The organism is Candidatus Deferrimicrobiaceae bacterium, from assembly GCA_036504035.1.
Classification (GTDB): Bacteria; Desulfobacterota; Deferrimicrobia; order Deferrimicrobiales; family Deferrimicrobiaceae; genus JANXPS01.
Genome location: DASXVV010000008.1, coordinates 13,437 through 26,408, shown reverse-complemented (window position 1 = coordinate 26,408; position 12,972 = coordinate 13,437). Strand labels below are relative to the sequence as shown.

Genomic DNA, 12,972 nt, shown 5'->3' with positions numbered 1-12,972 from the left:
GTCTATGGAGCTCGCCGGAGTCAAGCTGCGCGGCGTTTGCAAGATATACCATTTCGACTGCACCGACGTTCCGCTCGAAAAGGGCGATTTCGCGGTGGTGTCGACCGAGCGGGGCGTCGCCTTGGGCGAAGTCGACCGGCGCCTCCGCGACTTCACCCCGACGGGGGAGAAAACCACGTGGCCCCGCGTCCTGCGCGTCGCCACGGCCGACGACCTGCGCATCCACAAGGAAAACGAGAAGCGCGAGAGCGACGCACACGACGTCTGCGTCGACCGGATCGCGGCCCGCGGTCTCGACATGAAGCTCGTACGCACCGAGATCCTGCTCGACCGGAGCAAGGCCATCTTCTACTTCACGGCCGACGGCCGGATCGACTTCCGGGAGCTGGTCAAGGATCTTGCCCACGAGCTCCGGACCCGCATCGAGATGCGGCAGATCGGCGTCCGCGACGAGGCGCGCGTCATCGGCGGTATCGGTCCGTGCGGCAAGGAGCTTTGCTGCGCCTCGTTTTTGACCGACTTCGAGCCGATCACGGTCAAGATGGCGAAGGACCAGCGGCTGTCGCTCAACCCCGCCAAGCTGTCGGGCGTGTGCGGCCGCCTCATGTGCTGCCTGATCTACGAACACGAATCGTACGGGTGCAAGGGCGGTGCTTGTGGCGGCAAGGGCGGACGCCGCGACACCGGCGGCAAGCCGGGCCCGCAGGGCCGGCCGCGGGAAGCCGCACCCGCCGACAAGGCGAATCCTTCCAGGACGGCTCCCCCGCAAGAGGCCGCGACGGCGACCGTTGCGGCGCCGGAAATTCCCCCCGACGCCGGCACGACTTCGGCACCGGCCACCCCCGGCCCCGAGGTGACGGAGTGAGCGACACGTTCTACATCACCACGCCCATCTACTACGTCAACGACGTGCCGCACATCGGTCACGCCTACACGACGGTCGCGGCCGATACGCTTGCGCGCTATAACCGGCTCAAAGGGCGCCAGGTGTTTTTCCTGACCGGCACCGACGAGCACGGCGAGAAGGTGCAGAAGAGCGCCGCGAAGCTGGGACTCCAGCCGCGGGAACTGGCCGACCGGGTCGTCACCCGCTTCCAGGGGCTCACTCCCGCACTCGAGATCACCAACGACGACTTCATCCGCACCTCCGAGCCCCGCCACTACGCGGCGGTTTCGAAGCTGTTCGAGATCTCCCTCGCGAACGGCGACATCTACCTCGGCGCCTACGAGGGCTGGTACTGCACGCCTTGCGAGTCGTTCTGGACCGAGCTCCAGCTGCTCGACGGGGGGCTATGCCCCGATTGCAAGCGGCCGGCCGAGAAGCGCTCCGAGCCGTCCTACTTCTTCCGCCTGTCGAAATACCAGGACCGGCTGCTCGCGTATTACAAGGCGAACCCGAAGTTCATCCGCCCCGAGGCGCGGCGCAACGAGATCGTCTCGTTCGTCGAGGGGGGCCTGAACGACCTGTCCATCTCGCGCACCTCGCTGTCCTGGGGCATCCCGGTGCCCGGCGACCCGGCGCACGTCATCTACGTCTGGTACGACGCGCTCACCAATTACCTTACAGGCCTGGGCTACCCCGACGCGAACCCCGCTCAGGTCGACACGTTCTGGCCGGCCGACATCCACCTCGTCGGCAAGGACATCATCAAGTTCCATTGCGTCTACTGGCCCGCGTTCCTGATGTCAGCGGGGATCGCACCGCCCAAGGGCGTCTTCGCCCACGGGTGGTGGACCGTCGAGGGCCAGAAGATGAGCAAGTCGCTGGGGAATGTCGTCGACCCCTACGAGATGGTCGAAGCCTACGGCGCCGACGCCTTCCGCTATTTCCTTTTGCGCGAGGTGCCGTTCGGCAAGGACGGCGACTTCTCGAAGAAGTCGATGGTGCACCGGATCAACGCCGACCTCTCGAACGCCTTCGGCAACCTGCTCAACCGGACGCTGGGCATGCTCGGCAAGAATTTCGGCGGCGTCGTGCAGGCGCCGGCGCCCGAGGGCGACCTCGACGCGGCGCTGGCCGCGAAGGCGGCCTCGGTCGTCTCGTCCGTCGACGCGCACATGAACGAGCTCGAGTTCAGCCGGGCGCTCGAGTCGATCTGGGAGCTGGTCGACGCCGCAAACAAGTATATCGACACGACCGAGCCATGGAAGCTGGCCAAGGACCCGGCCATGAAGGGGCGTCTCGGCACCGTGCTCTACAACGCGCTCGAGGCGGCGCGCATCTGCGTGCTGCTCACCTCCCCCGTCATCCCGGCCGCCGCGCAAAAGATGTGGGCCGCGCTGGGATGCGACACCCCCGTGGCCGGGACGACGCTTGCGGCCTCCGGCGCGTGGGGCGGCCTTGAAGCCGGCGTCACGCTCGAGAAGTCCGCGATCGCCTTCCCACGCATCGAAGAGGAGCCGGCGTAACGCCCCTTCCGCCCATGTTCTTCGACACGCACGCCCACCTCGACATCTCCCCGCTGCGCGAAACCGAAAGCGATGTGGTCGCCCGGGCCCGCGCCGCGGGCGTCGGACACATCCTCGCCGTCGGCATCGACCTCGAGAGCAGCGCAGCCGCCATCGAGATCGCCCACCGGCACGAGGGCGTCTACGCGGCCGTCGGCGTCCACCCGCACGACGCGGCGACGCTTACGCCCGACGCGCTCGTCGAGCTCGAACGACTCGCCTCGTGCGACAAGGTGGTGGCGATCGGCGAGATCGGGCTCGACTACTATCGGGACCGCTGCCCGCGCGACCTCCAGCAGGCCGCCTTCCGCGCGCAGATCCGGCTGGCGCGCCGCTGCGGCCTGCCCGTGCTCATCCACGACCGCGACGCCCACGACGATGTCCTCGCCATTCTGAAAGACGAGGGCGCACCCGAGGTCGGCGGCGTCCTCCACTGCTTCTCCGGCGACCTCGCGATGGCGTTCGAGGTCGTCTCGATGAACTTCCTCGTCTCGATCCCCGGCACCGTCACCTACAAGAACGCCGACACGCTGGCCGAAGTGGTCCGCAGCCTGCCGCTCGAGAAGCTGCTGATCGAGACCGACTCCCCCTACCTCGCACCTATCCCGCATCGGGGCAAGCCAAACGAGCCGTCGTATGTTCCCCTGGTCGCGGCCAAGATCGCCGCGCTCAAGAGCGTCACGGCCGAGGATGTCGGGCGGGTGACGAGCCTCAACGCGAAGCGGCTGTTTCGGCTGCCGGTCGACGAGGCGGTTCGCATCTCCTACAAGATCCGCAATTCGCTCTACCTCAACCTGACGAACCGCTGCACCAACGCCTGCGTCTTCTGCGCGAAACGGCACGATTTCCACGTCAAGGGGCACCTGCTGCAACTGGCCGACGAGCCGACGGTCCGGGCGGTCCTCGACGAAGTGGGCGATCCGACCCGCTATGACGAGGTGGTTTTCTGCGGTTTCGGCGAGCCGCTGCTTCGGCTCGAAGAGGTGAAGTCGATCGCGAAGGTTTTGAAGGAAAAGGGGGCGACGATCCGGATCAACACCGACGGGCTGGCGTCGCTCGTCCACGGGCGCAACGTGCTGCCTGAGTTGTCGGGCCTCGTCGATGCCCTGTCGGTCTCGATGAACGCGGGCGACGCCGAGACCTACGCGAAGATCTGCCCCAACCGGTACGGCGCCGCCTCGTTCCCCGCGCTGATCGACTTCCTGCGCGAGGCCCCGAAACACGTCCCTTCGGTCACGGCGACCGTCGTCGCGCTGCCCGGCCTCGACACCGACGCGGCCCGCCGCCTGGCCGAATCGATCCCCGGCGTCACCTACCGTCTCCGCCCCTACGACGAAGTGGGGTAAAACCGCATCCTTCGGGATGGAAAGGTCTCCCTATGACCTCCCGGGAACGCAGGATCCTTGTCGTGGCCCTGGTTCTGCCCGTTGTCGCCTTCGGGGCCGGCTACCTTGCCGGAAACCGGTCTCATCCTCTGAACAAACGCCCCGCCTACCACGACATGCAGGTCAATCACACCCGGGATCTCATGGCCCTCGTCGATCCGTCGGACAAGCAGATCCGCGCACTCGCCGCGCAGCTTGGAACCCCGGAAGCCGCCTACAATTGCGTCCGGGACCGGATCCGCTTCGTCCCCTCCTCCCCCAATGCCTCCGCGGCCAGGGTCTTGCGGGACGGCGAGGGAAGCTGCCTCGGGAAGGCCGCCCTCCTCTGCAGCCTTTACCGGGCGATGAAACTTCCCCATACCGCGGTCCGCGTCGTCACCGGGAACGTCGCCATCTCCGATTACATGACCGACCACGCTTGGATCGACCTGGAATACAAGGGAAGGTGTTTCCAGCAGGATCCCTCGGGGATGCTGGGCAAGTTCGAGTTCGATCAATTCCCCGGTCTCGAGTACAGCCGGGCCTTCGTGCGGGAAGAGGATTTCTGCTTCAACGACAAGGGATTCGCCGTCGTCTCGCAGCTGAATCTGTTCCGGGACGGCACCGTCGGGGCCATGCACCAGTCCGTGAGATAAGCAGAGCGGCTAGGGATGTCGGAAGCAGTCGGCCAGGTGGTCGTTCACCATGCCCGTGGCCTGCATGAAGGCGTAGCAGATCGTGGGGCCCACGAACCAGAGAAAATCCGATAGCGAACCCCGCTCCTCGACCAGCGCCAGCGTCGCGCGCGCGTTGCGGACCGCACCTTTGACCTTGAGGCGATTGCGCACGATGCCGGGATCGGCAAGCAGCCGAAGCATATCGGCGTCCGCGTACCGGGCGATTTTCTCCGGGTCGAACCCCGAGAACGCGCGGCGGTAGGCCTCGCGCTTGCGCAGGATCGTGGACCAGGAAAGCCCGGTTCCGTCGCCGTCCCTACGACGAAGTGGGGTAAGCGCGGAGGGCGGGTTGACTTCCCGCCTGGAAACTGCCTGATATAGACCGTCAGCTGTCATTCCCCCGGAGGCCTATATCATGAAACCGGCCGCCGCACCCCATCCTGCCTTCACCGACCCGATCGCCGAAAACAGCGGCGACCCGCTGGTGGTCATATCCCCGGATCGGAAACTCGTCTACGCCAACCAGGCCGCCCGCACTCTTTTCGAACTCGACGAATGGCCGGACCACGATCCGCCCCGCTGCTGCGACAAGTTGAAAATGAGCATCTGCGCCAGCCGCTGCGCGGATCGGGTGATTCCAGAGGGCAACCCGGTCGTTCATGACTATTTCGTCAAGCGCGAGGGGCACGACGCCGCGGTCTACTGCGTCAGCACGAGCTCCCTCTACGACGAACAGGGGGCACGCTCGGGAACGATCCATTCGATCAAGGATATGGCGATGGTCCAGCGGATCATCGACGAACAGAAGCGGACGCAGACGGCGCTTCAGCAAGGCAAGGAGAAGTTGCGGGCCGTCCTCGATGCAATGGCGGACGGGGTTTTCACCGTAGACAGGGAAGGGCGGATCGGCCACTTCAGTCCCAGCATGGAACGGATTACGGGCTGGCGCGCCGACGAGGCCGACGGGAAGCCGTGCCGGGAGGTGCTGAGAGGGAGCGGCTGCGATGCCGACTGCCCGATCGCCTGGACATTCCGTGAAAAGAAGCGGGTCGAACGGTTTTCGGAAACGCTGATTTCCCGAACCGGGACCGCCGTCCCGGTCTTCGTCACGACCGCCGTCATCCGGGGGAAGGATGAAGACGAAATCGAGGGCGCCGTCTGCTCGGTTATCGACCGGACCGAGGTTGAGGCGCTACGGAAGGCGCTTTCGGAGAAGCTACCCTTCCCTGAATTCGTGGGAAGAAGCCCGGCCATGCTGAAGCTGTTCGACCTGATCGCGAGCGTCTGCGACACGGACGCCACGGTATTGATTCAGGGGGAGACGGGCACCGGCAAGGAGCTGGTCGCCCGCGCGATCCACCAGCGCAGCGAGCGGAGGGCGAAACCGTTCATCGCCGTCAACTGCTCGGCACTGACGTCCACGCTTCTCGAGAGCGAGCTGTTCGGCCACGCGCGCGGCTCCTTTACCGGGGCGATCAAGGACAAGAAGGGAAAGTTCGAGGCGGCCGAAGGGGGCACCCTCTTTCTCGACGAGATCTCCGAGATCCCCCTCGATATGCAGGTCAAGCTTCTACGCTTCCTCCAATCGAGGGAATTCGAGCGGGTGGGAGAAACGACGTCGCGGCAGGTCGATGTGAGGATCGTCGCGGCGACCAACCGGCTGCTCGAGGCGATGGTGCGAAGCGGGGCATTCCGCGAGGACCTTTTCTACCGCCTCCACGTGATCCCGGTTCACGTGCCGCCCCTGCGGGAGCGCCGGGAGGACATTCCGCTGCTCGTGGAGCACTTCATCGCAAAGCACGCAGGCGTCCGGAAAAACGTCGAGGGGATATCGACGCGCGCGCTCCAGTGTTTCATCGCGTACGCCTGGCCCGGCAACGTCCGGGAGCTCGAAAACGCCGTGCTCTGCGCCACGGCCTCCTGCGCAGGCCGTCGGATCGAACGGAGCGGGCTTCCACCCGGAATCAGGGATGGCGTCTCCCACACCACCAAAAGAAGCGGAACGAGGATCGAGGACACGGACCTCCGGTCCATCGAACGCACCCGGATCGTGCGCCGGCTCGAGGCGAACAACTGGCATGTCGGCGCGACCGCGAGCGACCTCGGGTACAGCCGAAGCACCCTGTGGCGCCGGATGAAACAGCTCGCGATCCGCCTGCCCGGACGAGGTGATTGACCCGGATCGCTTCCCTCTCCCGGCCGCCCGGAGCAGCTTGTTTCATCCGGTTTCAATCCCCGTCCCATCCGTGGGGCGGGCATCTGCCCGTTTTCCCTTGAAGCACGGCGGCACGCGCCGCTTTCCTGACGACCGGCCCGCCCGGGACCAGGGACTTCCGGTTCCCACCCGCGTCTCCTTGAACCATCCTGAAACATCGGCCGGCACGATACTTTCAAAATACCCAAATAGAATCGACAACTTGCGAATATACACGCGGGAACGGAAATTGCGACATGCGGAGTAACCATTCCAGGAGGTGTTGCATGCGTAAAGGCAAGTACAAGCTCCAGTCGTGCCTCGCCGTACCGCTCCTGATCACCGTTCTGCTGTTCCCGGCCCTGGCATCGGCCGGGGGGAAGACGGCCCCGCCCAGTTACGGGGGAGTCGATCACACGAGGAAGTTCTCCGTGTACAACGGCCCCTCGACCTGCCTCGGTTGCCACACCACGTCGAAGATGGGCTCCAACCTCGCTACAGACGTCTACAACTCGGCCCACTTCCAGTTCCGCACCTTCAGCACGTTCATCGACATGCCCGGCGGGGGTGCCCACGGGATGGTCGACCGCGCCTGCGGCCTGCCCGGCAGCACGATGATGGCGAACAACTATGCCTACATTGCCGTCGGCCCGACCGGCTACACGCAGGAAGACGGCTGCGGCAAGTGCCACATCGCCTACAAGCTTCCTATCATGTACCCGACGGCCGACAGCGCCATTCCCGACATCGACTGCCTACGCTGCCACGCCGAATACTACGGCGCCGAGTGGGACAACGCCGTTGTCATCGCCACCTACGGCGCCAACACAGAAGCGCACGTCCGGAAGGTTGTCCCGCTGCCCGACAATTCAGGCCTCACCTGGTCGCAGGACCGCAGCCTCAAGACCGCCGGGTCGGTCGGCAACCTGCCGAAGACCAAGTACTGCCTGCGCTGCCACGAGCACGGCTACACCGGCTACAAACGCGCCACGCCGTTCGAACCCGAGTATGACGCCCATGCCAAGGCCGCCGTCAACTGCAGCCAGTGCCACCAAATGCAGCAGCACAAGATCGCCCGCGGCAACTTCGTCACCGACATGGTGGCCAACGACCTGCCCAACGTCGACCTCTCCTGCGCTTCGGCGACGTGCCACGGCACGGTGCCCCACACGCTGACCAACGCCGCGGATCTCAACAAGCACACCACCAACGTCCGTTGCGAGGCGTGCCACATGCCGGTCCTGCCGGCCGACAACAACATCGCCGCCCGCGCTTGGGCGCCGTTTACCATGAACCCGGTGACGGGCGCCTGGGACATCACCCCGGCCACCACGACCGGCACCCAGTACCCCGGCCTGTGGGATGCCTACGTAGAGCTTTACGATCATCGCGACACGACCTTCAAATACTCCCAGATCCTCGACAACGTGCCGGCGATCCGCTGGTTCGACGGAAAAGCGTCCATGCTGGCGCAGCCTTCCGGCGCGTACGGCGCCCGGAAGAGCGTCGGCGGCTGCTCCATGCTCTTCGCCCTCAAGCCGTTCATCAGCGGCATGCTGTTCGACGGCGGCTGGCTCGCAAACGCGAAAGACAACGTCACCGGCACGCGCATGTACTCGATGAAGTGGTTCTACGAGAAAAACTGGAAGATATTCCAGAGCATGAACTTCAACGACCCGCAGTACGCCGATGCGGCAGCCTACTGGGTCGCGCGCCCGGACATGGCGGCCATGCTCGACAACTTCCCGATGATGCTGATGTTCGACCGGAAGATCTACCTGTCCGAGGCCGGCACCGTCGTCGGCACCCCGATTCCCGGCCCGCAGACCGGCGCCACTTACCCCGGCATCAAAAAGGCCATCGACTCCGGGATGGCGGCAATGGGCGCGGCATGGTCCGGGGAAAGCTTCTTCGGAATGTGGGTGCCTCCCAACATGGTGGACCCGGCAGATCCGGGCAAGGGCGCCGACCCGCGCTTTCCTGTCGGTTCCTTCATCACTCCGAGCCACGCCATCAAGGGCGGAGCGGAAATGGGCGAGCCGTGCTACACCTGCCACATGACGGATGACGAGTACGCGGGCCGAGTTCCCGTCGGACCGAAGCGGGTCGACTTCGGCTACCTCGGCTATCCCGACAAGGACGGCAACGGTCGCGTCGATCCCAAGCACGGCGACATCGAGGCGCCGGTGGTCACGCCGGGCCTCGGCAATATCGCCATGACGTTCACGAGCACGCGGAAAAACCAGACGCTCACGACCGTCGTGACGGCCGTGAACTCGACCACGCAGGCAGTACTTCCAAACGTGACCGTCACCGGGTCGCTGACAATCCCGGGTACCGCCACTCCGGTGGCCTTCTCCGGCACGACCGGCAACGCCGGAACCGTCTCGTTCCCGTACACGAAGACGTCGCTGCCCACGGGCACCTACGTCTTCAAGGTCACGCAGTTGACGTACAACGGCACGACCTATCCCCAGAACTGCAGCAAGAGCATCGTGAAATAAGCAGCCGCACAAACGAGAAGGGGGGCTGCGACACGCGTCGCAGCCCCCCTTGCTTTTATTCTCCCTCGCGAAGCTTATGGACCTACGGGTATCCGCCTAACGGCTCGGCGGATGGCGGAAGCAGTCGACCAGGTGGTCGTTCACCATGCCCGTGGCCTGCATGAAGGCATAGCAGATCGTGGGGCCCACGAAGGTGAAGTTGCGGCGCAAAAGTTCGCGGCTCATCGCCCGGGATGCGTCGGTCTGGGCGGGCACCTCGCTCATCGACCGCCATGCGTTGACGACCGGCTCCCCCCCGACGAATTCCCAGAGAAAATCCGATAGCGAACCCCGCTCCTCGACCAGCGACAGCGTCGCGCGCGCGTTGCGGACCGCCCCCTTGACCTTGAGACGATTGCGCACGATGCCGGGATCGGCAAGCAGCCGAAGCATATCGGCGTCCGCATACCGGGCGATCTTCTCCGGGTCGAACCCCAAGAACGCCCGGCGGTAGGCCTCGCGCTTGCGCAGGATCGTGGACCAGGAAAGCCCGGCCTGCGCCCCCTCGAGAATCAGGAACTCGAACAGCGCCCGGTCGTCGCGCTGGGGCGTCCCCCACTCCTCGTCGTGATAGCGGACCATCCCCGGATCTTCGCCCGCCCAGGGGCAGCGGATCAACGCCCCTCCAGGGAGGCCCGGACGTTCTCGAGAAAATCCCCGACCGTGAACGGCTTCTTCAGGAAGCGGACCCCCCTCCCGAGCTGGGCGTCCGGGATCGAGGCGTCCTGGGTATAGCCGGAGATGAAGAGCGCCGGCAGCGACGGGCGGGTTGCCCGGATCAGGTCATACACCTGCCGGCCGTTCATCTCGGGCATGATCATGTCGGAGATCAGCAGGTCGATCTTCCGGCCCGTCTCTCCGGCGATCCGGATCGCATCCCGGGGCGACCCGGTTTCGGTCACCTTGTAGCCGAACGTGCCCAGCATGCCGACGATCAACGCCCGGACCATCTCGTTGTCCTCGACGACAAGCACCTCGCAGTTCCCGGGAAGCGCCTTCGGCGGCTCGTTTTGGGCCGCTGCAGCGGGTCGGCGATCCTCCTCCGCGCTGCACGCCGGGAAATAGATCACAAAGGTCGTGCCCTCGCCCAAACGGCTATCGACGCGGACGTAGCCCTCGTGCTGCTTCACGATCCCGTAGACGGTCGCCAGCCCCAAGCCCGTGCCCTGGCCGACCGCTTTCGTGGTGAAGAACGGCTCGAACACATGCGCCACCACGTCCGCTTCCATGCCGCAACCGGTGTCGGAGAAGGAGAGGAAGACGTGGGGACCCGTCCGCATTCCGGGATTGCGCTCCGCTAACGCGTCGTCGATCGTCACCCGGCCGGTCTCGATGGCGATGCGGCCGTGCCCCGCGATGGCGTCCTGCGCATTGACCGCCAGGTTCAGCAGGATCTGCTCGATCTGCCCTTGATCGCCCAGGATGGAGGCCGTCCCCGGAGACAGGCGCATGTCGATTTCGATCTCCTCCCGGATCGTGCGCCGGAGGATCTCTCGGAGATCGGACACCACACGGTTAAGGTCGATCGGCGCCATGGAGAGCATCTGGCGGCGGGCGACGGAGAGCAGTTTCTGCGTCAGATCCTTCGCCTTGTGGGCAGCGGAGAGGATGCCCTCCATCCGCCCATTCAGCGGATCGCCCGGGGAAATCGCGCTGCGGGCCAGCTCGGCGGAAACGATGATCGGCGTCAACAGGTTGTTGAAGTCGTGCGCCACCCCGCCGGCCAACTGCCCGACCGCCTCGATTTTCTGGATGTGGCGGAGCTGCTCCTCGAGCCGGTGCTGCCGCTCCTGCTGCTCCGCGAGCGTCGCCTGCGCCTCCCGCAACCGGTCGAGGTGCTGAAACATGATGCGGGTCAGGAGCAGGATGACGAGGCACAGGCCGATCGTCAGCGCGCCCTGGGTCAACGCTCGTTTCCGCCAGGGGGCGAGCACGTCCTCCTCGGCGAGCGAGATCATCGCGACTACGGGGAAGCGGGCGACCCGTTGCCAGGAGACGATCCGGGCGGAGTTGTCCGACAGGCCTCGGGCCACCCGGTAGGTACCGCTAAGAACTCCCGGCGGCAACGCCCGGAAAAACATCGAGTCGCGGAAATTCCGCTGGTACGCGTTGTCGACGTAGGGCGTGAAGACCAGCGGCGCGCCGTCGTTGCGGACGAGAATCACGCGCCCGTGCGGCCCGAGACTGTCGGCGTCGAAGAACTTCTTGAAATAGTCGACTTCGAAGGCGACCGCGGCCAGGCCGTCGAACGGCGCCCCGGGCGCGTTGAGCGGCCGCATCAGGTTGAAACGCCACCGCCCGACCAGCCGGCTCATCACCGGCTTCCCGAGCGTCAGGTCGGCGCCCGGGGTATCGACGTAATGGCGGAAGTAGTCCCGATCCCCGACGTTGACCGGCTTCGGGGGATATTCGCCCGAGTTGGAGAACATCACCCCATGCCGGTCGGCAAGAAATATGACGCCCACCTGGGACGCGCCGGCGGCCTCGGCCCCCATCTCCTGAAACAGCGTCCGCGGGTTTATCCGGTCCGCGCCGCCCTCCCGGCGGATCTCCCGCAGCAGGTCGCGCAGCAGCCGGTCGGACTCGGCGAACGCACTCTCGCTGTGCTCCGCCAGCGCCCGGGCATAACCGGACGCCCGTCGTTCGGCCCGGTCGATCGTGTCCAGCCGCTCGGTGACGACGGTCCAGGACGACACCGCGACGACGCCGGCGAGGATCAGCCCGACGAAGACGCCGAGACGCGCCTTGAGCTGTTCGACACTTACCCCCGTCATCGGGCCCTATTCGAACTTTCCGGAGAACAGGTACCGCTCGAACATCCGCTGGTAGTCGGTCCAGCGGGCGCCCTCGCGCATCTCTTCCATCGCGTCGGAGAAGGCCGCAGCCTTCGCGTCCATGTTCTCGACGTAGTGGAGCAGGATCGCCTCGAGCGTCTTGGGCCGCTTGGGCGAGCCGTATTCCAGCTCGCCGTGGTGGGAGAGGATCATGTGCTTGAGGAGGATCCGCTTGTCCTGGGGGAACCCGGGGATGGCGTCGCACTGCCGGGAAACCCACTCGGCGCCCATGTAGAGGTGCCCGAGCAGCCGCCCCTCGTCGGTGTAGTCGAACGCGCCCGCGTACGAGAGCTCCTCGACCTTGCCGATGTCGTGGAGCAGCGCGCCCGCGACGAGCAGGTCGCCGTTCAACCCCTCGTAGTGGCCGGTGAGGAAGCGGCAGATCGTCGCCGCCGAGACCGTGTGCTCCATCAGCCCGCCGATATAGTCGTGGTGCATCGTCTTCCCGCCGGGCGCCTGCCGGAAGCGGCGCGCCATGTCGGTCTCGGGCGGATCGGGGAAAACCGCACGGAGCAGCGTCGACAGGTCCGGGTCCGTGACGCCCGCGACCAGCTCCTGGAGCTTCGTCCACAACGGCTCGATCCCCTGCCGCGTCACCGGGAGGAATTCGCCCAGGTCGACCTTCTCGAGGTCGGCCTTGCGGACGTCGTTCACCTTCATCTGCATGCGCCCCTGGTAGACGATCGCCATGCCGGACGCCTCGACGATGTCGTCGCGCTCGAAGCGCTTCGAGATCTCGTCGGCGCGGTCCCACACGCGGCACTCGAGCTGTCCCGTCCGGTCGCGCAGCGTCAGGCTCATGTACGGTTTCCCGTTGCTGCTGGACAACAGCGCCTTGTTCCCGACCAGGAACAGGTCCTTGACGTATTCGCCTTCCTTGATGTCCTTGACGTACTTCTCCTTCAATGCCAT

10 protein-coding genes are annotated in these 12,972 nt (G+C 65.6%); 6 read left to right on the top strand and 4 right to left on the bottom strand.

What is annotated here, in order from left to right:
* The first annotated feature begins 4 nt into the window (after positions 1–4).
* From VGK27_04800 to VGK27_04785, 4 genes are all read left to right on the top strand, one after another.
* Positions 5–865, top strand: coding sequence for a stage 0 sporulation family protein (locus VGK27_04800; protein ID HEY3489426.1), 861 nt, complete (start codon positions 5–7; stop codon positions 863–865).
* Positions 862–2,409 carry a methionine--tRNA ligase gene (gene metG, locus VGK27_04795; GenBank protein ID HEY3489425.1) on the top strand — a complete coding sequence of 516 codons (1,548 nt, stop codon included), beginning with the start codon at positions 862–864 and terminating at the stop codon, positions 2,407–2,409. The genes VGK27_04800 and metG overlap by 4 nt, the downstream gene beginning before the upstream one ends.
* A 14-nt stretch (positions 2,410–2,423) precedes the next feature.
* On the top strand, positions 2,424–3,794 hold the full coding sequence (locus VGK27_04790) for a TatD family hydrolase (GenBank protein HEY3489424.1): 1,371 nt from the start codon (positions 2,424–2,426) through the stop codon (positions 3,792–3,794).
* A 62-nt stretch (positions 3,795–3,856) separates the two neighbouring features.
* On the top strand, positions 3,857–4,468 hold the full coding sequence (locus VGK27_04785) for a transglutaminase family protein (protein ID HEY3489423.1): 612 nt from the start codon (positions 3,857–3,859) through the stop codon (positions 4,466–4,468).
* A gap of 9 nt (positions 4,469–4,477) precedes the next feature.
* On the opposite strand, the gene VGK27_04780 is transcribed toward VGK27_04785, so the two are convergent.
* Positions 4,478–4,885 carry a DNA-3-methyladenine glycosylase I gene (locus VGK27_04780; GenBank protein HEY3489422.1) on the bottom strand — a complete coding sequence of 136 codons (408 nt, stop codon included), beginning with the start codon at positions 4,883–4,885 and terminating at the stop codon, positions 4,478–4,480.
* A 19-nt stretch (positions 4,886–4,904) separates the two neighbouring features.
* Here VGK27_04780 and VGK27_04775 point away from each other — a divergent pair, with 19 nt between their 5' ends.
* On the top strand, positions 4,905–6,665 hold the full coding sequence (locus VGK27_04775) for a sigma 54-interacting transcriptional regulator (GenBank protein ID HEY3489421.1): 1,761 nt from the start codon (positions 4,905–4,907) through the stop codon (positions 6,663–6,665).
* Positions 6,666–6,970: 305 nt separating this feature from the next.
* Entirely contained in the window at positions 6,971–9,187 is a 2,217-nt protein-coding gene (locus VGK27_04770) for a multiheme c-type cytochrome (protein ID HEY3489420.1), read from the top strand.
* A gap of 96 nt (positions 9,188–9,283) precedes the next feature.
* Here VGK27_04770 and VGK27_04765 read toward each other — a convergent pair whose 3' ends face one another.
* The 3 genes from VGK27_04765 to VGK27_04755 are packed head-to-tail and all read right to left on the bottom strand — an operon-like array spanning position 9,284 to position 12,972.
* Entirely contained in the window at positions 9,284–9,844 is a 561-nt protein-coding gene (locus VGK27_04765; GenBank protein HEY3489419.1) for a DNA-3-methyladenine glycosylase I, read from the bottom strand.
* Complete coding sequence (locus VGK27_04760; protein HEY3489418.1) at positions 9,841–12,000, bottom strand: ATP-binding protein; 2,160 nt, start codon at positions 11,998–12,000, stop codon at positions 9,841–9,843. Before VGK27_04760 ends, VGK27_04765 begins: the two co-directional genes overlap by 4 nt.
* A gap of 6 nt (positions 12,001–12,006) precedes the next feature.
* The gene (locus VGK27_04755; GenBank protein ID HEY3489417.1) at positions 12,007–12,972 is read right to left on the bottom strand and encodes an OB-fold nucleic acid binding domain-containing protein; all 966 of its coding nucleotides are present in this window, start codon (positions 12,970–12,972) and stop codon (positions 12,007–12,009) included.

Coding starts and splice junctions, on each gene's coding strand:
- VGK27_04755 (HEY3489417.1), bottom strand. CDS start 12,972: ATGGCATTGAAGGAGAAGTACGTCAAGGACATCAAGGAAGGCGAATAC.
- VGK27_04770 (HEY3489420.1), top strand. CDS start 6,971: ATGCGTAAAGGCAAGTACAAGCTCCAGTCGTGCCTCGCCGTACCGCTC.
- VGK27_04780 (HEY3489422.1), bottom strand. CDS start 4,885: ATGACAGCTGACGGTCTATATCAGGCAGTTTCCAGGCGGGAAGTCAAC.
- VGK27_04775 (HEY3489421.1), top strand. CDS start 4,905: ATGAAACCGGCCGCCGCACCCCATCCTGCCTTCACCGACCCGATCGCC.
- VGK27_04760 (HEY3489418.1), bottom strand. CDS start 12,000: ATGACGGGGGTAAGTGTCGAACAGCTCAAGGCGCGTCTCGGCGTCTTC.
- VGK27_04800 (HEY3489426.1), top strand. CDS start 5: ATGGAGCTCGCCGGAGTCAAGCTGCGCGGCGTTTGCAAGATATACCAT.
- VGK27_04790 (HEY3489424.1), top strand. CDS start 2,424: ATGTTCTTCGACACGCACGCCCACCTCGACATCTCCCCGCTGCGCGAA.